This is a genomic window from Trichocoleus desertorum AS-A10 (assembly GCF_039962155.1).
In the GTDB taxonomy this organism is placed as follows: Bacteria; Cyanobacteriota; Cyanobacteriia; order FACHB-46; family FACHB-46; genus Trichocoleus.
The window spans coordinates 215,559-238,368 of sequence record NZ_JAMPKN010000006.1; the positions used below are offsets into that span (position 1 = coordinate 215,559).

Sequence of the window (22,810 nt, forward strand, 5' to 3'; positions counted from 1 at the left end):
ATGCTCAGACATGAAAAACTTCCTGTCTTAGCTGTAAAGATTGCAAGAGAATAGTAGTTATTATTCTGGCTTTTGTATTGATTGATGCAGTTTACGAATCAATATATGTCCTGGCTGGATTTTGTTTAATAATTTCTTGCTTGTTTTAGTCGCTTGGTTACACTAAACTAACCAAGCATCTTATTCGAACATATTAAATTGATTCTATAGTTTCACAATGACTTTATTAACTCTTTAACTCAGTTAGCCGTTCTGAGAAATTTGTGAGACTTTAGTGAATAAGCTAACAGCCAATCAGTTAATGCTGGGATACTGATAGCATTGCCGCAAGCCATCTTTAGGTATCTTGAAGAGTCAAGAGGATTAGTAATTACCACAATGAGCAACTTACTTAGCACCCGCTCTCAAGCTTCAAATCCTGCCTTCTCTAATCCGCCACCTCAAGTGTCTGTCATCGTGCCGATTTACAATGAAGTCCAGAGTCTCCCTCACCTAATCGAAGCGATCGCCACGGCTGTCACTGAGAGCCAGATTAGTTATGAAATTGTGTGCGTGGATGATGGCTCCAGTGATGGCTCGACTGATTTGCTCAAGCAGCTAGCCCAGGCTCGGACTGATTTGCGGGCTGTCATCCTGCGACGCAACTATGGGCAAACAGCAGCAATGTCAGCTGGCTTCAAGCATGCCTCTGGTAAGGTGCTGATTACCTTGGATGGCGATTTGCAGAACGATCCAGCCGATATTCCTCACTTGCTGGCTCGTTTAGATGAAGGATATGATTTGGTAAGTGGCTGGCGCAAAGCAAGGCAAGACGCGGCTTTGACTAGACTTTTACCTTCCAAAATTGCTAACTGGCTAATCGGCAATGTAACTGGAGTAAAACTGCACGATTATGGCTGCTCTCTGAAGGCCTATCGAGCGGAACTCGTTGCAGACATGAATCTCTACGGAGAACTACACCGCTTCTTGCCAGCCTTAGCTTTTATTGAAGGGGCGCGGATCACTGAAATTCCAGTGCGTCATCATGCGCGGCGCTTTGGTCAAAGTAAGTATGGCTTAGGTCGGACCCTACGAGTCCTGATGGACTTGTTTACCATCTTCTTTATGAAGAAGTTTTTGACTCGCCCAATGCATGTCTTCGGCACCTTTGGTCTGGCATCAATGATAGGTGGTGTACTGCTGGGCAGCTATTTGACGTTTCTGAAGTTAGGTTTGGGACGAAGCATTGGCGATCGCCCGTTGCTGATTCTGGCGGTGGTATTGTTCCTAGCAGGAATCCAGTTATTTAGTTTTGGTTTGCTCGCAGAACTGCTGATGCGGACTTATCATGAATCTCAAAATAGACCTATCTACCGGGTGCGTGAAGTCGTAGGCACAGAGACAGAAACTGTTTAGCGATCGCTAAGTCAAAAATTTCGCTACGCAAAGGAATCGTGTTCTGGCTCGACTCCAATTGCATGGTGAGCATCGAGGGCTTGAGCGATAAACCATTGCAACCTATCTACAAAAACAGATTCGGCAAATTCTTCAGCCCGCTCAATACAAGCAACAGAGGAGAACCGGAGTCCTTCAAATTCCTTGAGGGCATCCACCAAGCTTTCGACTGTGGGTTGAGGAAAGAGTAGTCCAGTTCGGTAATCTAAGACGACTTCTCGCAATCCACTTTGCTGGGACGCAATGACAGGAATACCATGTCCCATTGCTTCAACCGCTTCTCGGCTAAAGTCAGCACTGCTACAAGGAAAAACTAAAGCTTTGGCTTCTGCATAGAGACTGGGCAAAGCATCTTCGGGAGCTTCTCCTAAAAACTTCACCCCAGGGCCAGCCAGACTACGGAGCGAGTCTAAATATTCCGCATCATCGCCTGTGCCTACAATCCACAGGGGGCGATCTAGCTGCGTGCAAGCTCTAACCACCAGATCCACTTGCATTTGACGAGTTAGTTTGCCGACATAGAGGTAGTAGCGATCGCCTGCTTGACCTGCGCCATGTACTTTAATCGGGGGCGGAATCACCTCTGCTGGACGGTTATAAAATTTACTAATGCGGCGGGCCGCAGTGTGGGAACTGGTGATGTAGCGATCGACTCTTTGTGAGGCGTAAAAGTCATATTGCCGCAAACGAGTATCTACCCAAGTGTCATACCAGCGAGAAGATTGGGAGTGCGATCGCAACCGTTCCCATAGATGGCGGGGTGGTGTGTGGCAATAACTAACGTGCAATGTTTCGGCTCTGGTCAAGACTGACTTACTCACGAAATCACCAGACGAAGAAATCACTAAATCAAATTCGGATAGGTCTATGTTTTCCCAGAGGTAGGGAAGCAAGCCTTTCCAGCGATGAGGATGAGCGATGCCAGGTAGCTTTTGGGCAAATGTGGTTCTAATGTCCCAGCCTGCAAAGCGTTTTGCCTCAGTGCCTAATTGCTGATAGTCCACAAAAGCCGTGTAAAGTGGTGCGTCTGGATAAAGACGATGGATAACCTGGAGCACCCGCTCTGCATCTCCATACTCACGCAGGTAGTCATGCACCAAAGCGACTTTGATGTTGGCTGCCATCCTCTGCTACTCCCCTCGCCTTAATTGCTAGCAAACATCGCCGATCGCAGATGCTTCCTGGTTACTTAGTTACTTATAGCAAGAGCTGAAGTAAAGCGAGTAGGTTGAACTATGCCCTTGCTGGGGCGATCGCTTCATCAGCTAGCCAAAATCTCGTTACCAAATTTATCCATTTGGAGCAGCCTATTGGGCGGAACGTGCAAGCGCGAAACGGATTCTTAATCAGTAGCGATCGCTTTAGTGGAGGAACTGTGATGCGATTCCCAATGTTTCTGAGTCTGGGTTTGCTGCTAGCCTTAAGCCCCAATGTTTTAGCTACGTCTGCTGCTATGTCTCCGTTCTTAACAGCTGACAACTCAACTTTGTTAGCTCAACTCTTCTCGCAACCTCGCCGTGGACTCCAACAACCTGTGGTTACTCTGGAGCGAACCGCTTGTTTTGGGTTCTGCCCAATGTACAAGCTAACCATCTACGCTGATGGCAGAGTTATTTATGAAGGTAATCAGTTCGTCAAAGTTAAAGGAACCAAAACGACCCGCATCAGCCCCCTGAAGGCTAGACAACTAATGCTGGAGTTTCAGCGAATGCAATACTTCAGTTTGCAAGATCGATATGAAGGCGGACCTACGGACGCTCCTTCGGCGATTACTTCTTTCCAAATGGGTCGCAGGTTCAAAACGGTACATCATTACCTAGCCTCACCGGATGCGCCTCAAACGTTGACAGATTTAGAAGCCAAAATAGATGTGACTGTCAACGTGCAGCAATGGATTGGCCTAGATGCAATTATCAACGTGCATCATGTGGATTGGGACGGAAAGTGAGCGTATCCCGGTTAATAGAACTAAATAAGTTGTTGAGCTAAACCCATAGCGCGATCGCCCTTTATGCCTTAGCCATAATTCGCGATTGCCAAAGAATAAAATCAACATTACGTATCGCTAGCGACGTCAGCAATTAGGGAATTTTAGGAGCAGCATCCGCAATCAGCCACTAATAGACGGTAGTTATGGCTCGAAGTGGTGCTAAATGGCACTCAAAACTCAGCGATCGCGACACGACGAGAACCCTAAATGAAACTATTAACCTCCCTTACGCTAACTGCTATTACGTTCGCGATCGGTACGGTGGTGGCTCCGCCGACTCAGGCTTGGTGGCCTGAAGGCGCAACCCTATCGGAAATGATTCCGCTGGGCACTTATATGCGAAACGATGGTAAAGAAACCATTACCCTCACCAATACCACGACGAAAACCTGTAATGCCCGTGGTTGCTTGACTCGTAAGATCGCCAGCAAAGAGTTAGGCCCCTATTGGATGGCTTTTGATGATGATGCTTCCGAGGCCAACGGCTACTTTCGTTATGAGCCACGTCAAGGCTACTTAGAGTATCTCACCAAGACTCGGCAGTACAAATATTATCAGTCTCGCTAGGGCATGGACATCCAGATCCGTCTAGCTCGACCAGAAGACCTCGATCGCGTGATTGAGTTACAAACCCAAGCTCTAGAAATCCTCAGTTCTGCTAACTACAATGCCCAGCAAATTCAGGCGTTGGTCACAGGACAAGCAGCTTGGCGGGGACGCGATGAGGTGATCTTTCTGGCGGAGTCCGCAGGTGAGCTAGTCGGTTTCTCTGGTTTGTCAACGCAGAGACCACAAATTACCGCAGTTTATACTCATCCTCAGTTTGCTCGCCAGGGGATTGGGACTCAAATTTTACAAGCACTAGAAGCAGCCGCGATCGAAAAAAGATATCCCTCCATCTGGGTCATCTCATCGCTCACAGCTGTTGCTTTTTATCAAGCCAGAGGCTACAAACTGCTCCGCAAAACTGGGTTTCGGGCTGAGGGAGGTGAGTGGATTGATTGCGTTGTATTAGACAAGCAGCTTTTCTCAACTGCTAACCCAGCAAAACATTCTACCTATATCCCTTTGATCGTGTTGATGAGTTTGCTAATAGCAGCTTTGATTTTGGCGTTGCTTCGGTAGCATTAGCGATCGCAAAGTTGGCACTGCCTGTTCTAGGGGCTGAAAAAAGAGATCAAAAAATCAGAGAGGATAGATGGCTACCCTCTCCAATCGTACAAATTTAGCTTTGCTGTTGGTTTAGACCAGCCGCTCATAACAAGAACGAAACTTGCGTTTGGCTAACTTGCCAGAGCCTGTGGAGTAAGAACTCTAGGCGATCGCTCATTACGGCAACGAAGATACCTTCATGAGCATCTACTTCTGGGGCGATCCACATCCCACGCAAGCTGACTTCAACGTAGTCATTACAGACTGAGCAGAGCGCGATCGCCTTTCCTTCTCGCCGAATTGCAGCTTCTAGGATTGGTAACTCAGGGAGATCCGCAGGCAGCAAAAAGGCAGCTCGGCTGGGTTCCAGATGCAAGTTCTGAGACATTCGCAGCGCTAAGATGGCACGTCGGGCTACCAGCTCTTCGGGTGATTGAGCTAGCCGCTCTAAGTGCAAACCCATGTCAGTGTAGGTGAGTTTCAGCATGGAGGTTTCCTCTAGTGCATACCATTAGGGGCGAGGATGCAATTCCTCTGTTCTAGTCAGTGTGGGCTTGCCAGAACTGTTCGGCAAAGGCGATTGTGGGATGGATAGGCGCTTTGGGTTTAGTTCGGAGGGTCATGCCTGCTTCATGGGGAGTGCGGTCTCCTTTGTGCTGATTACACCGTTCGCAGGCTATAACTACGTTGTCCCAAGTGTGTTTTCCGCCTTTTGACCGGGGAAGAATGTGGTCGATCGTCAGACGCTTTGTGCTGCCGCAGTACTGGCAGGTGTGGTGGTCTCGCCGCAATATCTCTCTCCGACTCACAGCAGGAATTCTCCAGAGCCGTTCTGTACTGGCAACCGTGAGGCGAATGTGATTAGGTACATAAAAGATCGCGTTGGGAGAACGAACTTGCCAACCTGCCGGATCTTCTGCTGTATCTTCTAAGAGCATCGGTTCTGCTTTGCCGATGACCAAGAGGGAAATTGCCCGCTTGATATTGATGCGGCTGAGGGGGAGGTAGTTCTTGGAGAACACCACCACCGATTGATCTAAAACACTCGTTGTCATCCTCACGGTTTGACTCCTCATACTAAAAACCCCCACTTCTGCTGGGTAGAAGCGGGGGCTGGAAAACACTACTGGTGGGTTTTCTAGTTTTGTATGGGTACAGCATCTCTCACCTGTACCTCCCGCTTCGTGGCTCTACCTCGTTTTGGAGGCCAAGCTGATCATTAATGCCATCAAATGCTCGCTGCGATCCTGCCAATCCTTTGCCTATCCCCGTTTCTGTTATCGATAGGCCATGGCCTGCCGCAAACAAAAATTCCACGGGCATGTTGCTCGGGTTCCAACTGCTGATGCAATTGGCCGTATGCCGTGGATTGTGGGTGGTGGATAAAAGACTCACTGAAGACTCGCTCAACCGATAAATTTGCATTTGACTATTTACATACTACACTTGTATTACAAGCATGTCCAGATCTTGGAGGAAAAAAATCATGCATACGATTACTCGCACCCCCACCACCGAAATGGAAGTTACCAGCATTCGTTTAGAACGGGAGCTAAAAGAGCACCTGAAAGAATTGTCAGGCAATCAAGGCTATCAGGCATTGATTCGGGATATTTTGTGGGATTTTGTCCAGCAGAAATCTGGTAACTCTCAGCCCCAGATTGCACTCTCAGATATTCGGGCCAGTGTCGATGCGACTGCTCAACAGGAAGAACGCTGCGCTCTGACAGGCAAGGTAATTCGACCGCAAGAAGCAATGCTATTGGGCTTTACCACCAAAGGAGAGATGGTGCCTTTGAGTATAGGAAGTTTATCCAGATAAATTTTTGGGGAGGCTGCTTGAGACGCTAAGGCAGATAGCGATCGCAACATTAAAACGAGTCACCACTGTATGACAGGCCCCTCAGCTAAGGTCACTTCCAATCAAGCAGCCTCCAAACTAAGCATTATCTATTTAATTAGCAACGCTGCATAACAATTGCGTTGAAACGGACTGAAGGAAACTGCTGGTGCTAAATTGAAGGTTACTGCAACCGCTGACCGCAATCGTTAGGAGACGAACCTTTCGTGCAGTATCAACAGGAAGATGCAGAAGAAGTGTTATCGGCGGTAAGGCAGGTTGCCCAGTCGGTCAGTTCTGGTCGTGAAGCAGTTGCTGATATATCAGTGTTGGTGGCTGTAACATCAAATCTATCATTGACGAATTTGGATATGTGGGAACGACTACTTCGGTGGGAATTCAGTAGAGAGCTGAAAGCCTCTATGCCCGCTAAGTGGATCTTTTGGACTCAACCTACCCCATTCCTAGCATGGATAGATTTATGCAGCGAGGACGGCTTTAAACGTGAGAAAACGTTGCGCACTCTATCTGGAGCCGCTCCTAATAGCTTTTTCTTTGCGATCGCCGTACGCCGGCTTAACGATTGGGTTCCTCAGGTTCGAGAGGCAGCCCGTGCAAAACTTCCGATCATTGCAAAAGACACCGATCCAGAACTTGTTGTTGATGTTTTATGCGCAACCCTCCCTCATTGGAGTTCATGGGGCCGCATGGAAGACAAAGATAAACAAGCGTTAGTAGAGATTGCATCTATCGAAAAAGTCGGTCACTCACTTAAATCAAGAATTTTGTCGGCCACCTCCGGTCCGATGGTATCAGTACTATCGCAGGCAGCTTGCACCGAAACACTAGATCGGTATCTCGACGAAATTGCAAGAAAAGCTATCCAACCATCAGTGCGAGCAAAAGCATATAAGTGCTTACTCGAAGGAAAAATAGTGTGGTGCGATGGGAGAAAATGGGAGTGGACTGACAAACGTTATTGCAAGGGGCAGTTCAAGCCAATACTCTGCGAGCGAACTGTACGTGTCACGACCCCATTTCTAGGAACCTTAGAGTCAGCAGCAATGGATCGGTCACCAATAGTTCGGCGTGTTGCTGGCGAAATGCTTATTCGTGAGCTAGAGAAAATTGGCACTGAGTCTTTAGGATTGGCAGAACTGCTTGCATCTGACCCCTCACCATCAGTGGCAGAGCGCGGAAAGTTTGCATTGAAAAAATTGGTTAATCCTCTTTTATGATTTCTCTTCTACACCTCCTAACAAGCCAATCCAGCAGACGCCCTATCGGCAACACTGATCTCCAACGTTAACGCTGTAACAATGCCAAAAATGAGTCACTGCGGCATTGCTTGATTTATGCTCGCTTGAACTGTCAGTAGTTTGAGGCTTCCCACAAAAAATACGCCATTATTCATTTTCAGCAATGTTTCTCAAAAGTCCATGCCCCCCTCGCAGACATAAATCTCAGCACTCAGTACCCAGCACTACGCAGTATTCAGCACTCCGCAGTCAGCACGCAGCACTCCCCACACACTCAACCCTCTCTCAAAGACCTAGGCACTTGTTTCCCCAGCATCAAAGCTCTTGTTGTCATAAATAGAGTCAGCGCTAACCACAACAAATGGGTGTTTTGCCAGTACCAAGCCGCGATCGCCACAGGTGCAAAACCTACCAAAGTCGCTACGACGACTGACTGCCGCAGTATTTTCCCTTCCGTTAAGCCAATAAAATAGCCATCCAGCATATAAGCAATCGAGCCAAAAGCTAGGACAGGTAACAGCCACACCACATATTGATTGATGCGCTCTAGAACATCTCTGTGGTTGGTAAGTAGTCCAAAAAAGAGATCGGGATTGAGGATAAAGGCGATCGCAAATCCTAACCCAAACACGAAACTGGTTCCACCAGAGATCCACAGCAACAACCGTAATTGCTCGTTGGTGCCTTGACCCCGAAAGATTCCTGCTAGGCTCTCGGTGGCAAAAGCGAGGCCATCAATAAAGTAAGCGGCCAGCGTTACCACTTGCAGCAAGACTGTATTAGTTGCCAAGACATTGGTACCAAAGGTAGAACTGAGGTTGGTAAAAACAGCGAAAGTAGAAATTAGCACAAAGGTGCGGATGAGAATTTCACGATTTAGAGTGAAGGCTGCTTTGAGGGCGATAGGTTCCCAAATTCTAGAGGCGATCGCCTGTATCTGCGACCAATGGAACTCTCGACATATAAGCCACATGCCAGTAAATAACATGAGATATTGGCTTAAGGCGGTAGAATATCCTGCTCCTGCACTTTCCCAGCCCCAACGCACCACAAAGAAATAATCCATAAAGGAGTTTGTCAGGTTGCTAATGGCAGAGAGTAACAGAACTTTGCCGCTCTGCTCTCGTCCTAAAAACCAACCGATAAGCACAAAGTTAATCAGTGTGGCTGGAGCGCCCCAAATTAAGGCGTTGTAATAATCTTGGCCCGCGAGTTTGACCTCTGCGGTGGCGCTAAGCAGAGTAAATCCAATGGCTCTCAATGGCAACTGTAAAAGGAGAATTACTAGCCCTATCCCTAAAGCTACTAATCCATGCCGCAAACCCACTAAAAGAGCTGAATCGCGATCGCCCCGTCCAATGGCTTGAGCAGTCATCCCAGTGGTACCCATGCGGAGAAAGCCAAAGGTCCAATAGAGATAGTTGAACAATACTGTCGCCAATGCCACCCCTGCCAAATGTCGAATCTCGGCTAAACGCCCCAAAAAGGCGACATCTACCAATCCTGCCAATGGCACCATCAAATTAGAAAGGATATTGACGATCGCCAACCGAGAAAAACGACGTAGAAAATCAGTAGTTGATAGATTGGTATACATCAATGGAAGCTACTCGGTAGAACCCAATCTTTGAAGGATAGATTCAGAGAGGAAAACTATACCTAATTAATAGTTAGGCAAACATCTACAGAATTTAAATAATTTCATTAAGGATGAGACCGAATGTTTTGGGTTATTCAGGAAAACTTAAAGAATGAGATTGGTTTTGAAAGGTTGCTTCGGGCGATTAATTTAAGATCGCTACCTTTTGAGATCATCAAGATAATTCCATTTTCCCATGACTTTGTATCAGAACCGCATATCACTGAGGACGCTGTCATCGTTTCCGGCTCAACGGCGCTCTCGAAAATTGCTATGGAGCGAGGCTGGAAGCCTGGTGCGTTCCTTAACGATAACTTTGACTTTTCTGTATGGAAGGAAGCGTATAAAGGGCTGCTTCTGAATGAGGATGGCACCATCGAAGAATTCGGTAAACTTGACCCTAAAGAACCTATTTTTGTGCGACCTTGCTCTGACCACAAAACTTTTGCGGGTTTCATTATTGAGCCTGATAAGTTGCAAGCTTGGCAAGAACAAATATTCGGTATTTCCGATGGCTATGCTACGTTGACACCTGAAACTCTCGTTTTGTCAGCAACACCAAAACTGATCTATGAAGAATACAGGTTCTTTGTAATTGACGGACAAGTGATTACAGGTTCGCTTTACAAAGCTGGAGACCATCTACGTTATTCTCAAGATTGCGATGAAGAGGCAAGGGCTTTTGCTGAGTCTGCCGCGCAAGTGTGGCAACCTGACAGGGCATTCGTGATAGATATAGCCACAACACCAAACGGACCGAAGATCATCGAGATAAATTGTTTGACTTCGTCAGGATTTTATGAGGCAGATGTAGATTGCCTTGTGAGTGCTTTGGAGAAAAGTTTTGGATGAACTTGATCGATCGCTGCACTACTACATGCAGCGAAGCACGATCGCCCTAGCACACAAAACATGAGCCATCGCCCAGCCCAAGAGCTTGCAATAGCTCCATCAAATTAGAAGGGAGATTGGCGATCGCCAACCAATAAAAGCGATGCAGAAAATGAGGAGATGGCGAATTGGCAGCCATACACCCTATAGCTTTCCTTCAAACCGCTGATACCAGATAATATTCGCCGCTATGGTGATAATGAGAGCAACTCCTCCTCCAAGTTCCGCCAACATAGGGTTGTAATCACCACGGCTGAGAGTTTTCATCCAAAGATGGGTGCGCTCCGAGGAGACAACTAGATCTGCAATTACGGGAAAAAGATATATCAGTGCTGCACCCACAATGAGCCAGCCCACCATAGAGGCAAGGATAAAAATGGTTTTAGCTTTAGATTGGCTACCCATAAGCGATTGCACTAGACAACTAAAGTCGAGATTAGCATGGAAGATGTGCTGTGTCGGCCCCACTGTAAATTGCGGTTATATTAGGAATGCAAACTCTGCAAAAGTTTCTAACTTTCAAGAATGAACGATATTGAAATTCTTAAAAAGTTTCTAGAAGTTCCATTAGAAAATTCAGAACCTATTTTTCAATACTTTCTAAGTATTCCCGATAAGGAGATCGTTTTTCGAGGCGAGCGGCCAGAGCGATTTCTTTACATCCGAGGACAGCGAAAGGATAAAGTTTTGCTGGTGGCTCATGCTGATACAGTTTGGGATAATTCTATTGAAATACCTGAAAATGCAAAACATGAGCTGATTTTCTCCAACGGTGTTTTTCAATCTTCAAGCTCAGTCTATGGGATTGGAGCTGATGACAGAGCAGGATGTGCAATATTATGGTTGCTTAAAGACTTAGGCCATTCACTATTAATAACTGATGGCGAGGAAGCAGGAGGTTTAGGAAGTAGTTGGTTGATGAGTGATCCAAAAAATTCTGATATTGCAGACGAGATTAATACTCAACACCAATTTATGATTCAACTAGATCGTCGGCATGGCTCAGACTTTAAATGTTACTCGGTTGGCACAGATAAATTTCGGGACTATGTGCAGCGTATGACCGGATATACAGAGCCCGATCGCTTTGCCTATACTGATATTGTCACGTTGTGCCGAGAGATTACTGGCGTTAATCTCAGTGTGGGATATCGTAACGAACATTCGCACAAGGAAAACTTGTTTGTAGATGAATGGCTAAACACACTGAACATATGCCGAAAATGGCTTTCTGAAGAAGATCTACCACGCTTTCTTCTCGGGAAAACTTCTGCTTAAGCTGAATGATAAGTCACTGCGGATTAGAATCAAAACATTGCTTCTTGGTTTAGGTCGCAAAGGTTACTTGCCGTTGTTAGTTTTCACTGTTAGGCGTTATCTATGAACGAGAAGGATGTGCTCGGAAAATTCGTCAATGTAGGTGGCTCCGTTGGGATTATCGTGGGGCTTCCAGATGATGAAAACATTCCGGAAGACCATTACGCTATTTGGTATGGGCAAGTTTCTGATACGGTTCTTGGCAGACCACGAGTGAGAACCGTTCCCACCGAATACTGTGAATTCATTAACGAAATTGACTATTACCACTAACGGATTTATCACAGCAGCAAATGTCGTATATTATTTGCCGCCAAACTTAGGCATACACCGGAGCGATCGATGTAGGACTTACTCTTCAACCAACTCTTCCACTCGCACCCGGTGATGCTGGGCGTTATCAGAAAAATATCATTGCTTAGGTTGTTGAAATGGATTTTGGGGCGATCGCTTGCTTCGGCTGGCAAAACAGGTTGTGAAGCATCGCCTATTTTGATCGATGAGATGGGTTTGAGGCGATCGCTGTCTATTATTGATGGTTTTAGGAACTACCGCGATATTTACTTCACCAACTCCATCGATTTGAGAATGCGTTCATATTCAGCGCGATTGAGGGCTTTGCAGAACTCATGGCTACCCGTTGCTGAATTCAACTGCCAAACTGGGGAAATCATCACGGGATTGCCTTTGACAGGAATGAAACTTTGTATAGAACTTCTTCCTTCATAGGTTTCCTCATACATTTTCACAGCGCCAACCACAGATTCCACTTCCCCAATCTGCTTCAATTTGCGGGGGCTATCTTTTGAGGAAGCGATCGCAAAACAAGTGCCATCTTCTCCTTCGTAGGCGATCGAATATCCTGTATCATCACCTCCATTGGCATACTTCACGCTAGCCCCATCAGCGCTGATAAGTCGAAAGCCTTTTGGAACATAGGTCGGAGCGACGATTGGAATTGGTAATTTTGTTAATTTTGCCACTTGTCCTGGAGAGAGTAGATTTCCGGTTGAGGCAGGCGATCGCTGTTCTACACTACTGGGCTGTTCTACACGACTAAGAGGTGTCGCGCTTGCTTCAACTGACGGCGTTAGCAAGGTTTCCCTAGGCTGTTTGGTACAACTGGACAGCGTAAGCAAAAAAATGCTAGTTAAAAGCATCAGTCTTTTCAGATAGAGCGAGTGCATCTCAACATGACTCCTTACAAAGTATCTACTCGGCTGCAAATATAAATCTCTACAAAAGCCAAGCAGATTTTTCGGAAGCTTGTTCACATTGTCTTGGCACTGGCTTAGCCATCCCTTTTGCTAAGATGGATTCTGAAACGATCGCCTAACATTGTTTTGGAGAAATTGTTCCACAAATATCCATCAAATAGTTAGCAGCTTCTATTAGGAATGTCAGGATACAGCCTAGCGAAAGAAATTATCACCCGCGCTTTCCCTCAGGAGCGGCTAGTCCCGCAACCGGAACGAGAGTGGTGCGGAGATTTTTCTCTGCCCGTTGAGGTCGCTTGCTACTACGCTGAACTAGGTCCGAATAATGTGACCATCGATGCCTACGGCAATCCCTTCTTCCTTCCCTCTCTAGCTAGCTTATGGGATTTTCAGGTAGGCTACCGCTTTCACCCTAAGACGATGGAGCGGTTCGAGGGTTGGTCGGCTGATTGGTTCGTTGTCGGTTATCAGGGCGGCGATCCCTTCATCTTTTCACGTTCTTCTAGCAGGATCTTGTACGCACTGCATGGACGGGGAGCTTGGGATGCCAATGAGTTATTCAGGAGCTTGGAGGCAATGGTGACGACGTTCGCCATCATTGGGGATGTAGTCGTTGGGGCGGGTGATGATCTGACGGATGAGGAGAGCTACCTAAAAGGGAGATACGTGAAGAAAGTAGAGGAGAGGGTCGTGGATGCCTTGGGTTCTAAAGGAGAAGCCGAGATAGTGCTGAACAGCCTCAGTTGGGTAAGTCGCAGCTAACCGCAGCACGAGTTTGACTTGCACCCAGCATGCACTTTGGCTGCCAAGAACTTAGGGTGGGGTTATGCTAGGCGTTAGCTCAAAGGAATGAGAGTAGATTCCGAGGCGATCGATTCACAGTTTTTCGTGACACTTAAGAACTGATTTAACATGGTATAGAGGGTAGACCTCTTCACTTCAGAAGTGGGCAATCTATAGAAAGAGTATTTTGTCGATCAACTTTCGAGCAACCTAATCTCAGAGGGATTGTAGGCAAACTACGCAGCAGTTTGAAACAGCACCACAGGAGCTTTTATGTACGGCTTAGTCAACAAAGCAATTCACGACATGGTGTGTGCTCGTTTCGGTGAAGAAACTTGGAATGAGATCCAGGGTAAAGCGGAAGTCGAGATTGATACGTTTATCAGCATGGAGTCTTACCCAGATGACTTAACCCACAGACTGGTGAAGGCTGCGAGTCAAGTTTTGAACCTGCCTGCTTCAGCAATCATGCAAGCCTTTGGCGAGTTTTGGGTGCAATACACTTCTGAGGAAGGGTATGGTGAACTGATGGCCATGAGCGGTGATACACTGCCCGAATTTTTACAGAACCTAGACGACCTGCATACCCGTGTCGGAGTCAGTTTTCCAAAACTTCAGCCACCATCTTTTGCCTGTGAGGAATTGGAGGAACAAACGCTGCATCTTCACTATCATTCTCATCGAGACGGACTAGCGCCGATGGTGGTGGGATTGGTAAAAGGCTTGGGCACACACTTGAATACGGATGTTGAAGTCACCCAGACTCAAAGCAAGTCTGATGGTGCAGATCATGACGAGTTCACTATCCAGTACAACCCCAACTGAACCTTTGATGCAGCCTCAGTTCACCTTGTCACCTCAGTTGCTGGCAAAAGCATTTCCTTTCCATTTTGTGTTTAAAGGCGATCGCACCATTGTCCAGTCTGGGGAAGTTTTGCAGCGGCTGATTCCTGACATCATCGGGGCACAACTTGACAAGTGCTTCCAGATTCAGCGTCCGATCATTCAAACTGCTGACTTTGCTGCCATTACTAGGCAATCTAACAGCATATTCATGCTGAAATCACTTCATAGTGAAATGACTCTCAGGGGGCAGATGATGCCTATTGAGGACTGTGGGGCTATTTTTTTCCTGGGTTCTCCGGTCGTTACGGAAATTAGCCAGCTAAACCAGATTGGCATCAAACTAAAAGACTTTGCCATTCACGACTCTGCTGCCGATTTTCTCTTTCTATTGCAAGCGAAAGGTCGGTTAATGGATGAGCTAGCAGAACGGGAACTGAAACTAAAAGACACCTTGAGGGGCAAGGAAGAGATTGCTCTGCTTGCTGAGGCAAGAGCTAGAGACGTAGAACAAGCTCTCGAAAACCTACAGAAAACTCAAGCACAACTGATTCAGGCTGAAAAGATGTCTGGGCTGGGACAAATGGTGGCAGGAATTGCCCATGAGATCAATAATCCAGTTAACTTTATCAACGGCAATCTCACTTACACGGATAAGTATGTTCAGGATCTACTTACCCTAGTTGAACTTTATCAACAGTACTTTCCGCAAGCGTCTCCTGAAATCATTGATTTCATGGAGGAGATGGACCTGGAGTTTGTATTGAGTGATTTACCACGTCTAGTCGCATCGATGCAAATGGGAAGCTGTCGGATCAGAGATATTGTGCTGTCATTACGCAACTTTTCTAGATTGGATGAAGCAGAACAAAAAGATGTAGATTTACATGAAGGAATCGATAGCACATTATTAATTCTCAACCACAAGCTGAAGCAGGGTATTGAAGTGGTTCAAGAATATGGAGATTTGCCAAAAGTCCTGTGCTATCCAGCTCAGTTAAATCAATTATTTATGAATATTATTTCTAATGCTGCTGATGCCTTACTTGAAGCAGATATAAAATCAAAGCAGATTGTGATCCAAACCAGTGTAGATGACTCTAATCAGGTCTATATCCGCATTCAAGATAATGGACATGGCATCTCTCCTGAAATTAAAGAAAAGATTTTTAATCCCTTCTTTACGACAAAGCCTGCTGGCAAAGGGACAGGATTAGGGCTATCAATCAGCCAGCAAATTATCGAAAAGCATCAAGGCACAATTGAGGTAGTCTCCGAGTTGGGCAAGGGAACGGAATTTGTCATTAAAATTCCAATTTCCTTGGTATCTAAAGCTTAATCAATACAGCTCTAGTTAGAAGCGCGTGCTGATTCAATGAACGTAGCTCTCAGTGAATCAGCGCTGTGAATGGGTGAGCGTAAGTAAGTTTTCTTTTTATGAAGCATAAATTTGCTGAATTTATACCTACGAGAAAGACTTATTAATAATGCTTCACAAAGTCTAGTAAGATACCTTCATTACACAGATGAGTATCTGTTTTTATCGACATGATGATGGATCGATTTCCTTGGCTCACCGCGATCGTCCTACTGCCACTCATTGCTGCCATGTTCATCCCCTTGTTGCCTGACAAAGGTGGCAAAGTGGTGCGCTGGTATGCTCTCGCTGTAGGCGTCATAGACTTTGTTTTGATGTGCTACACCTTTTGGACGCATTACGATACGAGCAGCGCAACCTTCCAAATTGTGGAAAAGATTGCCTGGGTACCGCAGTTAGGTCTGAACTGGGCAGTTTCGGTTGATGGCTTGTCCGCCCCGTTAGTGCTGTTGGCTGGGCTGGTGACGACGCTGTCCATATTTGCGGCTTGGCGAGTCGATCGCAGACCGCGATTGTTCTATGGCTTAATGCTATTGCTATATGCCGCCCAAGTCGGCGTATTTGTCGCTCAAGACCTGCTGCTGTTCTTCATCATGTGGGAGATCGAGCTGGTTCCGGTCTATCTGCTCGTTTGCATCTGGGGCGGGCAAAATCGTCGTTATGCTGCGACCAAGTTTCTGATGTATACGGCGATCGCGTCCATCTTCATTTTGGTGGCGGCGCTGGCGATGGCATTTTACGGCAGCAATACCACCTTCGATATCGCAGAACTTCACCTAAAACAGTTTCCGCTGGCGCTCGAACTGCTACTGTATGCAGGGCTGCTAGTTGCCTTTGGGGTTAAGCTTGCGATCGTACCTTTCCACACCTGGCTACCTGATGCTCATGGGGAAGCTTCTTCCCCAGTGTCGATGGTGTTGGCAGGCGTGCTGCTGAAAATGGGCGGCTATGGCTTAATTCGCTTAAATCTTGAGCTTTTGCCTAACGCTCACATCTACTTTGCGCCGATTCTGGCAATTTTAGGAGTAATCAACATTGTCTACGGCGCGTTGAACTCCTTTGCCCAGACGAACATGAAGCGCCGCCTTGCCTATTCGTCGATTTCTCACATGGGATTCGTCTTGCTAGGTATCGCTTCCTTTACGGATGTAGGGGTGAGCGGGGCGCTGTTGCAAATGATCTCCCACGGGCTGATCGCAGCGGTGCTGTTCTTCCTCGCAGGTGTAACCTACGATCGCACCCACACCATGATGATGAATCAGATGGGGGGCATCGGTCAGGCATTGCCCAAGGTATTCGCGTTGTTTACAATTGCGGCACTGGCGTCGTTGGCGTTGCCAGGCATGAGCGGTTTTGCTAGTGAGATCGCTGTCTTTATGGGCATCACGACAAGTGATGTTTACAGTTCCACCTTTCGCACAGGAACGGTATTTTTCTCGGCAGTTGGACTCATTCTCACGCCTATCTATCTGCTCTCAATGCTGAGACAGGTGTTTTACGGGCCAAGTTCAGAACTGATGTGCGATCTGGTACCTTCCTGTGACTTGGACGATGTCGAATTGAAGAGTCAAGGGAATGACGAAGCCTCTTGCTTTGGAACTAACTGCGATCTACCTGTAGACGCTAAGTTTGAGGATGCCAATCCCCGTGAGCTGTTTATTGCGGCTTGCTTCTTAGCGCTAATTGTGGGAATTGGGTTCTATCCCAAAATGGCGATGCAGATGTATGACGTAAAAACAGTTGCGGTGAACGCTCAGGTGCGCGAGTCCTATCGTCAGGCAGTTCAAGCGAATCCTCAAATCTATGCCAAGGGTTTTTGGAACTCGACTATCTCAGAATCTAAAGCACCTCCGCTTTTGGGAGTGGTGCAGTAATACTTGACTGCCTTGATTTTGAGGAGTGAAATAAAGCGCTGAGTTTTTTTTACTTCTCAAAATCTATTTAAACCAAAGTCTAAGGTTAGACATAGCGATTATTGTTTTGTGGCTTGTTGTTTTGCAATTGCCATAAACAATAATCGCTTTTTCGTAGTTTTTAAAATTGGGTTAGGAGGAATCTAGGGAGCGATCGCGCTTCCACTGCAATGTTGTTCTCTGGCTAATTTCTTCAAAAATAGAATATTTGATTCAAAGCTATACCTAAGGAGCACGAAATTGGTTTCGATTGATGCCAGATTGTTCAGGTTGCTGTTTAGTTTCTAATTAATACTCTACAAATTATGACCCAGCTTACCCTTTACGGCACTCCTATTAGTACTTATGTGCGGACGGTTCGGCTACTGCTAGAGCAAGCAGGCACAGACTATGACCTTGAGAGTGTTGATATCTTCAATGGTGAAAATCAATCAGCGGAGTATCTTGCCAAGCATCCTTTTGGCAAAGTACCAACCTTACAGGTAGACGAAGAAGTCATTTACGAAACTTCTGCGATTACGGGTTATCTGGACAGCGTAGTTGCCAACCATAAATTTAGTCCTGCTGATCCGCTGACTCGGGCTCGCATGCAGCAGATTATGGCCATCATTGATAGCTATCTTTACGCACCTGTGATTGGTACTATCGTGATCCAGCGTCTCATTGTGCCTAGTCAGGGTGGTCAACCCGATGAGAATAAAATTCAAGCCGCGATCGCGCCAGCAAAAACAGCTTTAGAAGCGATTGAAGCTTTAACTGTTGGTAGCCCTTATCTTTTGGGTAGTGAGATCAGCATTGCTGATTTCTTCTTAATTCCCATCTTTATTTACTTTTCTCAGACTCCGGAGTTTAATACCATTACTGCTCAGTCTCCTAAAATTCAGACATGGTGGCAGGAAGTGAGCCAACTTCCTGTGGTTAAGAAGGTGTGTGCTTAAGAGCGATCGCGCCTGTGCCAGGGATAAGGAGAGCGATCGCCTAAGTGGACTCTGCCGCTGGCTCAAATGGAAATGCCAACCACAACCAGAGATACAACGGTAGTCCCAGCATTGGCATGATGACTAATAAGGCGACTGTGGCAATCCTGACGCCTAAAAGTGGTAGATGCCAACGCTGGGCGATCGCTGTACAAACCCCTGCAATTACCTGATGGCGGTGGCTGCGATAAAAAGCAGCAGTTGGTCTTGGGGATGTTTGTATCCCTTGGTTTGGCCTAGTAACTTTGAGAATGAAAGAGACTAAGAGTCCCAATGTACCCAACACGCTAGATGGAATGGTGAGCATCAATCCCCAAGGGGCGAAGGTCATGCCTGTGATTAAATTCCCTAGTTGGGGATTTCCCACACACTTGTAGATCGTGATTTCTACATCACAGCTAAAGTGTTCAGCCAGAGCTAGTCCTCCCCAGCCCAGGAGCAGTGGCACAACTCCGTAGAAAATGCAAATACTCAACAGAAATAAATGCCAACGCAGTGACAGAGAACGCCGAACGGCGATCGCTCCCAAAGCTGGCCCAATGAAAAATAGTAATCCAATCAAGCCAAAGGATAAAGTGGAGCTGACAAAAAAGAGAACCTGAGCCAGAAAAGCGTTAAAAGCTTCAACCACGGCAGTCGTTGGGGAATCGTTGGTATTTAGTCTAGGATGAGCGTAAGAGGTTTGATGACCTGGCAAAGCCGCTCCTACCTAGTCAGCTTATGTTTTCTGTAACCAACTGAAATCGCCCAGTTAGGTCATCCTGTAGAGCGATCAAGGCAGCGATCGCTAGTCGTTCTTTACTATTCCTCATCCTTTCTCTTGCCTTCCACCCACCAACGCTACGGACTGTCTCTGCTGGCAGATCGGAATTCGAATTAAAAATTCAGTTCCTTGTCCCACTGTGGAAAGACACTCCAGCTTGCCGTGATGCTTTTCAGTGATGATCTGATAGCTGATCGACATTCCCATGCCTGTTCCTTTTCCAACCGATTTTGTCGTAAAGAAAGGGTCGAAGACACGTTGCTGTATTAGGTCGGGAATACCTGGGCCATTATCCGCGATCGCGATTTGCACCCATTGGTCGCTCACAATCGAGGTGCGAATGGTAATCCGATTAGGGTTAACCTGAAGCTTCTGAAAGCTCTTGCTGGCATTGCTCTCTTCTATCGCATCAATGGCATTTGTGAGAATGTTCATAAATACTTGATTCAGTTGTCCCGCATAACATTCCACGTGAGGTAGAGAGCTGTACTCTTTAACCACCTCAATTTCTGGTCGTTCTGGGTGAGCTTTGAGGCGATGCTGCAAAATCATCAGCGTACTATCAAGCCCTTCATGAATATCGACTGGCTTGATCTCGGATTCATCCATGCGGGAGAAGTTGCGCAGAGACAACACAATTTGGCGAATGCGATCGGTACCCACTCGCATCGAGGACAGCATTTTGGGTAAGTCTGCCTGCAAAAACTCTAAATCGATCTCTTCTGCTGTCGCTTGAATCTCAGGGCTAGGGTTGGGGTATTGCTGTTGATATAGTTGCATGAACTCCAACAGATCCTGAGTATATGCTTGTACATGGCTCAGATTGCCATGAATGAAGTTGACTGGATTGTTGATTTCGTGGGCAATGCCAGCAACTAACTGTCCTAAGCTAGACATTTTTTCGCTCTGAACTACTTGGGCTTGGGTTCGCTGCAACTCTCCTAGGGCATTTTTTAATTCCAGAGTACGTTGCTCTACTCGGTCTTCGAGTTCTTCGTTGCTTTGCTCTAGAGCTGTAAATGACTCGCGTAACTGACGAGCCATGTGGTTAAAAGAGGTAGCGAGGATGTTGAATTCTTCAATGCCATTCTGCTCGATGGCTTGGTTCAAGTTGCCAGATGCCATCGCTTCGCTAGCACGGTTGAGCCGCAAGATAGGACGGATAATCCAGCGTGAGGTGAGAATGCCCATCACCGAAGCAACTGCCAAAGCACCGAAGCAAAGCCAAATGGTGGTGCGAGTGTTGGTGTTGATTTGTGCCATAAACGAGTTCTCTGGCACACTCATGACAACTAACCAATCCAAGCCATACTCATCGCGCCAAGGAGTGACATGGACATAATACGGCTCTCCTTCTAATTTCAGCCGTAGCTCTTGAGACCCAGCGATATTTTGGAAGCCGTTAAAGCGTTGTTGAACTTGTTGGGCAACTTGCTGAACTACAGGATCAGGGCTGTTGATTGCCTCCAACCGCTTGATTTCTGACTTCACCAAGCTGAACGGTTGAGCTTGGCCAGAATTAGCAATGAGTGTGCCGTCTCGCTCCAAAATAAAAACTTGACCTGAGCGACTGATGGCTAGACTCCGCAAGAAATCGCTCAGCTTGAGGAGAGAAACATCGATACTCACCATACCCAGCAACTGCTTATTCGCGTCGTAGATCGGACGACCTGCTGAAGTGGCAATATAGACTTGGTTGGGGTAATTGACTACAAAGATTGGGGACCAAACGGGTTTACCCGCTTTGACAGGGCCTGTGTACCACGGTTGTTCAAAGTTGCTCCAATCCAAGGTTTCTAGCACACGGGTGCGATCGCCTTGGTCATTGAGAGCGTAGCTGATCCAATTGTTGCGCGGGCGGGCATCCCAGTCGTCTATTGTGACTGTTTTGCCGTCATAACGAGCAGCTCCCACTCCTTCTCCAGTCGTCAGCCCAATACCAATGTAGCTTACATCATAGGCTTGCATCTGATGCCAGAAATACTTGCCTACGGTTTGGCGAGCGCGAGTATCCAGCAACCCCATCCGAATGGCATCCGCATTAATCTGAGCTACTTTGTGAGGAACTGAGAGATAAGAATTCAAATGCTGATTGACCTTGCCGCTGCTGCGTTCCATCAACTGAGCCGCTAGATCATTCACCGCCTTCTGTCCGTTTCTAAAGGACAGGTAGCTAACTAGCCCCACTGCTCCAAAGATTTGAAGCACGAAGGGAACAATGAGGACTAGTTGGAGAGGCAGCGCTTTGACTTTGCTGGAACGACGCATTTGCATGACCAGAATTTACGGCTCGTACCGATGTGATCCAGATCAGAGTTCCCAGCAAGTTCTGTGATATACCGTCCCAATCAATTAGAAATGATTCTTTTTGTAGGGGAATTTAAAAGTTAAATTGGGCGCGAAGATTGCCTACGTAAATACCGGGATTTCTATCGAAATTGTTGGGGTTAGAGATGACATAGAAGGCTGGAGCGATCGCCAAATTATCCGTGAGAGGGTAATAGTAGGAAGCTTCTAGCTCTAGCATCGTGCCGCCATCTCCCCCGCCTGCTACAAAATATTTTCGCCCTTTGACAATATCCATTGGCACAACGAAAGTGAGCATTTTTAACGCTCCTGGTTTGCCTAAATCAGGAAATCCTAATCCAACTTGGAAAGATTGGGTATTAACAGCTTCATCAATCGGTTCGAGGTGAATATCGCCATAGCTATAACGACATTAAGCCTCAGTATTCTGCCAGACTTGTTCTTGAAGTAGGCGACATCATTAGCAAAATGAAACTTAATGCAACTTGCTGTAAACTTTTTACCCTCTCAATTGGGTAAAAACATTGTGAGTAGCTCAAAGCGGCATTGCCAAATTCGATTTTTTTATGATTGGGGATGTGATTCACCGTTCTGGTGTGGTGATGATGCAGCCCGCGATCGCTTTGGTGTCGGTACTATTGAGCCTGAGGAGTTAGGACTAAGCGCTGAAATTTCTGAGCAGTTGCGATCGCTCGGCGCATGGCACGACACCCAGGGCAAACGCATCTTATTGAGCAAAGACTTTAGCCAGATAATCATTATCCCAGCCTGCTTTGAGGCGCTTGGCCTTCATTCCCCCCTTGGCAGTCTTCTCTTGGCTCAACAGATTAAGCGCGATATGACGGATAACAGCCAGATTCTCCGGTGCATGGTCTTTGCGAACTCGACTGGCATCTTCAGCAAAAGCCACATCAAGTACCCAATGCAAACAATTCTCAATGCCCCAATGAGAGCGAACGGCTTCAGCAAAGCGATGAGCATCAGGAGAGAGACTGGAAATGTAGTAGCGGGTTTCCACTTGAGTTAGCCCCTTGATACGTCGCTCTGATTGCACCGTGCCAATACTATTGAACCCTGCCCACGGCTGAGCATGGGTGAGATTACTCA

General features: G+C 46.7%; 26 protein-coding genes. 14 read left to right on the top strand and 12 right to left on the bottom strand.

Going from position 1 to position 22,810, the window contains the following annotated elements; all coding sequences use genetic code 11:
- The first annotated feature begins 378 nt into the window (after positions 1–378).
- The gene (locus NDA01_RS11715; RefSeq protein WP_348228073.1) at positions 379–1,395 is read left to right on the top strand and encodes a glycosyltransferase family 2 protein; all 1,017 of its coding nucleotides are present in this window, start codon (positions 379–381) and stop codon (positions 1,393–1,395) included.
- A gap of 23 nt (positions 1,396–1,418) precedes the next feature.
- Here NDA01_RS11715 and NDA01_RS11720 read toward each other — a convergent pair whose 3' ends face one another.
- Positions 1,419–2,558, bottom strand: a complete 1,140-nt coding sequence (locus NDA01_RS11720) for a glycosyltransferase (RefSeq protein WP_348228074.1) — start codon at positions 2,556–2,558, stop codon at positions 1,419–1,421.
- A 104-nt stretch (positions 2,559–2,662) separates the two neighbouring features.
- Here NDA01_RS11720 and NDA01_RS11725 point away from each other — a divergent pair, with 104 nt between their 5' ends.
- The 3 genes from NDA01_RS11725 (at position 2,663) to NDA01_RS11735 (ending at position 4,549) form a co-directional block, all read left to right on the top strand.
- Entirely contained in the window at positions 2,663–3,382 is a 720-nt protein-coding gene (locus NDA01_RS11725) for a DUF6438 domain-containing protein (protein WP_348228075.1), read from the top strand.
- Positions 3,383–3,631: 249 nt separating this feature from the next.
- The gene (locus NDA01_RS11730) at positions 3,632–3,991 is read left to right on the top strand and encodes a hypothetical protein (protein WP_190552076.1); all 360 of its coding nucleotides are present in this window, start codon (positions 3,632–3,634) and stop codon (positions 3,989–3,991) included.
- Positions 3,992–3,994: 3 nt separating this feature from the next.
- Positions 3,995–4,549: a GNAT family N-acetyltransferase gene (locus NDA01_RS11735; RefSeq protein ID WP_348228076.1), complete on the top strand. Its 555-nt coding sequence runs from the start codon at positions 3,995–3,997 to the stop codon at positions 4,547–4,549.
- Between the two features lie 130 nt (positions 4,550–4,679).
- On the opposite strand, the gene NDA01_RS11740 is transcribed toward NDA01_RS11735, so the two are convergent.
- Together NDA01_RS11740 and NDA01_RS11745 are read right to left on the bottom strand one after the other, a co-directional pair.
- On the bottom strand, positions 4,680–5,063 hold the full coding sequence (locus NDA01_RS11740; RefSeq protein WP_348228077.1) for an alr0857 family protein: 384 nt from the start codon (positions 5,061–5,063) through the stop codon (positions 4,680–4,682).
- A 52-nt stretch (positions 5,064–5,115) separates the two neighbouring features.
- A complete protein-coding gene (locus NDA01_RS11745; RefSeq protein ID WP_431193381.1) occupies positions 5,116–5,631 on the bottom strand; it encodes an HNH endonuclease in 516 nt (171 codons plus the stop codon).
- Between the two features lie 431 nt (positions 5,632–6,062).
- On the opposite strand from NDA01_RS11745, the gene NDA01_RS11750 reads away from it, so the two are divergent.
- Both NDA01_RS11750 and NDA01_RS11755 read left to right on the top strand, forming a co-directional pair.
- Positions 6,063–6,398 carry a hypothetical protein gene (locus tag NDA01_RS11750; RefSeq protein ID WP_190439136.1) on the top strand — a complete coding sequence of 112 codons (336 nt, stop codon included), beginning with the start codon at positions 6,063–6,065 and terminating at the stop codon, positions 6,396–6,398.
- 245 nt (positions 6,399–6,643) lie between these two features.
- A complete protein-coding gene (locus NDA01_RS11755; protein WP_348228079.1) occupies positions 6,644–7,654 on the top strand; it encodes a hypothetical protein in 1,011 nt (336 codons plus the stop codon).
- A 295-nt stretch (positions 7,655–7,949) separates the two neighbouring features.
- Here the strand turns inward: NDA01_RS11755 and gntT are convergent, their stop codons facing one another.
- Entirely contained in the window at positions 7,950–9,272 is a 1,323-nt protein-coding gene (gntT, locus tag NDA01_RS11760) for a guanitoxin biosynthesis MATE family efflux transporter GntT (protein ID WP_348228080.1), read from the bottom strand.
- A gap of 123 nt (positions 9,273–9,395) precedes the next feature.
- Between gntT and NDA01_RS11765 the strand changes: the two genes are divergently transcribed.
- Complete coding sequence (locus tag NDA01_RS11765) at positions 9,396–10,166, top strand: ATP-grasp domain-containing protein (protein WP_348228081.1); 771 nt, start codon at positions 9,396–9,398, stop codon at positions 10,164–10,166.
- A 46-nt stretch (positions 10,167–10,212) separates the two neighbouring features.
- Here NDA01_RS11765 and NDA01_RS11770 read toward each other — a convergent pair whose 3' ends face one another.
- A complete protein-coding gene (locus NDA01_RS11770; protein ID WP_348228082.1) occupies positions 10,213–10,344 on the bottom strand; it encodes a hypothetical protein in 132 nt (43 codons plus the stop codon).
- 5 nt (positions 10,345–10,349) lie between these two features.
- On the bottom strand, positions 10,350–10,610 hold the full coding sequence (locus tag NDA01_RS11775) for a hypothetical protein (RefSeq protein ID WP_348228083.1): 261 nt from the start codon (positions 10,608–10,610) through the stop codon (positions 10,350–10,352).
- A 120-nt stretch (positions 10,611–10,730) separates the two neighbouring features.
- Between NDA01_RS11775 and NDA01_RS11780 the strand changes: the two genes are divergently transcribed.
- Together NDA01_RS11780 and NDA01_RS11785 are read left to right on the top strand one after the other, a co-directional pair.
- Positions 10,731–11,483: a zinc-binding metallopeptidase family protein gene (locus NDA01_RS11780; RefSeq protein ID WP_190439124.1), complete on the top strand. Its 753-nt coding sequence runs from the start codon at positions 10,731–10,733 to the stop codon at positions 11,481–11,483.
- 102 nt (positions 11,484–11,585) lie between these two features.
- Positions 11,586–11,795: a hypothetical protein gene (locus tag NDA01_RS11785; RefSeq protein ID WP_190439122.1), complete on the top strand. Its 210-nt coding sequence runs from the start codon at positions 11,586–11,588 to the stop codon at positions 11,793–11,795.
- 8 nt (positions 11,796–11,803) lie between these two features.
- On the opposite strand, the gene NDA01_RS11790 is transcribed toward NDA01_RS11785, so the two are convergent.
- Both NDA01_RS11790 and NDA01_RS11795 read right to left on the bottom strand, forming a co-directional pair.
- The gene (locus tag NDA01_RS11790) at positions 11,804–11,989 is read right to left on the bottom strand and encodes a hypothetical protein (RefSeq protein ID WP_348228084.1); all 186 of its coding nucleotides are present in this window, start codon (positions 11,987–11,989) and stop codon (positions 11,804–11,806) included.
- 93 nt (positions 11,990–12,082) lie between these two features.
- Entirely contained in the window at positions 12,083–12,619 is a 537-nt protein-coding gene (locus NDA01_RS11795; RefSeq protein WP_190552064.1) for a hypothetical protein, read from the bottom strand.
- A 300-nt stretch (positions 12,620–12,919) separates the two neighbouring features.
- Between NDA01_RS11795 and NDA01_RS11800 the strand changes: the two genes are divergently transcribed.
- The 5 genes from NDA01_RS11800 (at position 12,920) to NDA01_RS11820 (ending at position 18,594) form a co-directional block, all read left to right on the top strand.
- On the top strand, positions 12,920–13,501 hold the full coding sequence (locus tag NDA01_RS11800) for a hypothetical protein (protein ID WP_348228085.1): 582 nt from the start codon (positions 12,920–12,922) through the stop codon (positions 13,499–13,501).
- 294 nt (positions 13,502–13,795) lie between these two features.
- The gene (locus NDA01_RS11805) at positions 13,796–14,347 is read left to right on the top strand and encodes a heme NO-binding domain-containing protein (protein ID WP_348228086.1); all 552 of its coding nucleotides are present in this window, start codon (positions 13,796–13,798) and stop codon (positions 14,345–14,347) included.
- The gene (locus NDA01_RS11810) at positions 14,313–15,704 is read left to right on the top strand and encodes a sensor histidine kinase (RefSeq protein ID WP_348228087.1); all 1,392 of its coding nucleotides are present in this window, start codon (positions 14,313–14,315) and stop codon (positions 15,702–15,704) included. The genes NDA01_RS11805 and NDA01_RS11810 overlap by 35 nt, the downstream gene beginning before the upstream one ends.
- 209 nt (positions 15,705–15,913) lie before the next feature.
- Positions 15,914–17,617, top strand: a complete 1,704-nt coding sequence (locus NDA01_RS11815) for an NAD(P)H-quinone oxidoreductase subunit 4 (RefSeq protein ID WP_313930071.1) — start codon at positions 15,914–15,916, stop codon at positions 17,615–17,617.
- 344 nt (positions 17,618–17,961) lie between these two features.
- On the top strand, positions 17,962–18,594 hold the full coding sequence (locus NDA01_RS11820) for a glutathione S-transferase family protein (protein WP_348228088.1): 633 nt from the start codon (positions 17,962–17,964) through the stop codon (positions 18,592–18,594).
- A gap of 40 nt (positions 18,595–18,634) precedes the next feature.
- Here NDA01_RS11820 and NDA01_RS11825 read toward each other — a convergent pair whose 3' ends face one another.
- The 4 genes from NDA01_RS11825 to NDA01_RS11840 all read right to left on the bottom strand — a co-directional run.
- On the bottom strand, positions 18,635–19,330 hold the full coding sequence (locus tag NDA01_RS11825) for a PspC domain-containing protein (RefSeq protein ID WP_348228089.1): 696 nt from the start codon (positions 19,328–19,330) through the stop codon (positions 18,635–18,637).
- A gap of 111 nt (positions 19,331–19,441) precedes the next feature.
- Positions 19,442–21,670: an ATP-binding protein gene (locus NDA01_RS11830; protein ID WP_348228090.1), complete on the bottom strand. Its 2,229-nt coding sequence runs from the start codon at positions 21,668–21,670 to the stop codon at positions 19,442–19,444.
- A gap of 106 nt (positions 21,671–21,776) precedes the next feature.
- Positions 21,777–22,094, bottom strand: a complete 318-nt coding sequence (locus tag NDA01_RS11835; RefSeq protein WP_190552357.1) for a carbohydrate porin — start codon at positions 22,092–22,094, stop codon at positions 21,777–21,779.
- Positions 22,095–22,430: 336 nt separating this feature from the next.
- Positions 22,431–22,810, bottom strand: a 380-nt coding sequence (locus NDA01_RS11840; RefSeq protein WP_348228091.1) for an ISAs1 family transposase, incomplete at its 5' end; no start/stop codon positions are given.

Bases quoted from the DNA above. Each gene is read 5' to 3' on its own strand.
- NDA01_RS11715 (WP_348228073.1), top strand. From the start codon at position 379: ATGAGCAACTTACTTAGCACCCGCTCTCAAGCTTCAAATCCTGCCTTC.
- NDA01_RS11720 (WP_348228074.1), bottom strand. From the start codon at position 2,558: ATGGCAGCCAACATCAAAGTCGCTTTGGTGCATGACTACCTGCGTGAG.
- NDA01_RS11730 (WP_190552076.1), top strand. From the start codon at position 3,632: ATGAAACTATTAACCTCCCTTACGCTAACTGCTATTACGTTCGCGATC.
- NDA01_RS11735 (WP_348228076.1), top strand. From the start codon at position 3,995: ATGGACATCCAGATCCGTCTAGCTCGACCAGAAGACCTCGATCGCGTG.
- NDA01_RS11740 (WP_348228077.1), bottom strand. From the start codon at position 5,063: ATGCTGAAACTCACCTACACTGACATGGGTTTGCACTTAGAGCGGCTA.
- NDA01_RS11745 (WP_431193381.1), bottom strand. From the start codon at position 5,631: ATGACAACGAGTGTTTTAGATCAATCGGTGGTGGTGTTCTCCAAGAAC.
- NDA01_RS11750 (WP_190439136.1), top strand. From the start codon at position 6,063: ATGCATACGATTACTCGCACCCCCACCACCGAAATGGAAGTTACCAGC.
- gntT (WP_348228080.1), bottom strand. From the start codon at position 9,272: ATGTATACCAATCTATCAACTACTGATTTTCTACGTCGTTTTTCTCGG.
- NDA01_RS11765 (WP_348228081.1), top strand. From the start codon at position 9,396: ATGTTTTGGGTTATTCAGGAAAACTTAAAGAATGAGATTGGTTTTGAA.
- NDA01_RS11770 (WP_348228082.1), bottom strand. From the start codon at position 10,344: ATGGCTGCCAATTCGCCATCTCCTCATTTTCTGCATCGCTTTTATTGG.
- NDA01_RS11775 (WP_348228083.1), bottom strand. From the start codon at position 10,610: ATGGGTAGCCAATCTAAAGCTAAAACCATTTTTATCCTTGCCTCTATG.
- NDA01_RS11780 (WP_190439124.1), top strand. From the start codon at position 10,731: ATGAACGATATTGAAATTCTTAAAAAGTTTCTAGAAGTTCCATTAGAA.
- NDA01_RS11785 (WP_190439122.1), top strand. From the start codon at position 11,586: ATGAACGAGAAGGATGTGCTCGGAAAATTCGTCAATGTAGGTGGCTCC.
- NDA01_RS11800 (WP_348228085.1), top strand. From the start codon at position 12,920: ATGTCAGGATACAGCCTAGCGAAAGAAATTATCACCCGCGCTTTCCCT.
- NDA01_RS11805 (WP_348228086.1), top strand. From the start codon at position 13,796: ATGTACGGCTTAGTCAACAAAGCAATTCACGACATGGTGTGTGCTCGT.
- NDA01_RS11810 (WP_348228087.1), top strand. From the start codon at position 14,313: ATGACGAGTTCACTATCCAGTACAACCCCAACTGAACCTTTGATGCAG.
- NDA01_RS11815 (WP_313930071.1), top strand. From the start codon at position 15,914: ATGATGATGGATCGATTTCCTTGGCTCACCGCGATCGTCCTACTGCCA.
- NDA01_RS11820 (WP_348228088.1), top strand. From the start codon at position 17,962: ATGACCCAGCTTACCCTTTACGGCACTCCTATTAGTACTTATGTGCGG.
- NDA01_RS11830 (WP_348228090.1), bottom strand. From the start codon at position 21,670: ATGCAAATGCGTCGTTCCAGCAAAGTCAAAGCGCTGCCTCTCCAACTA.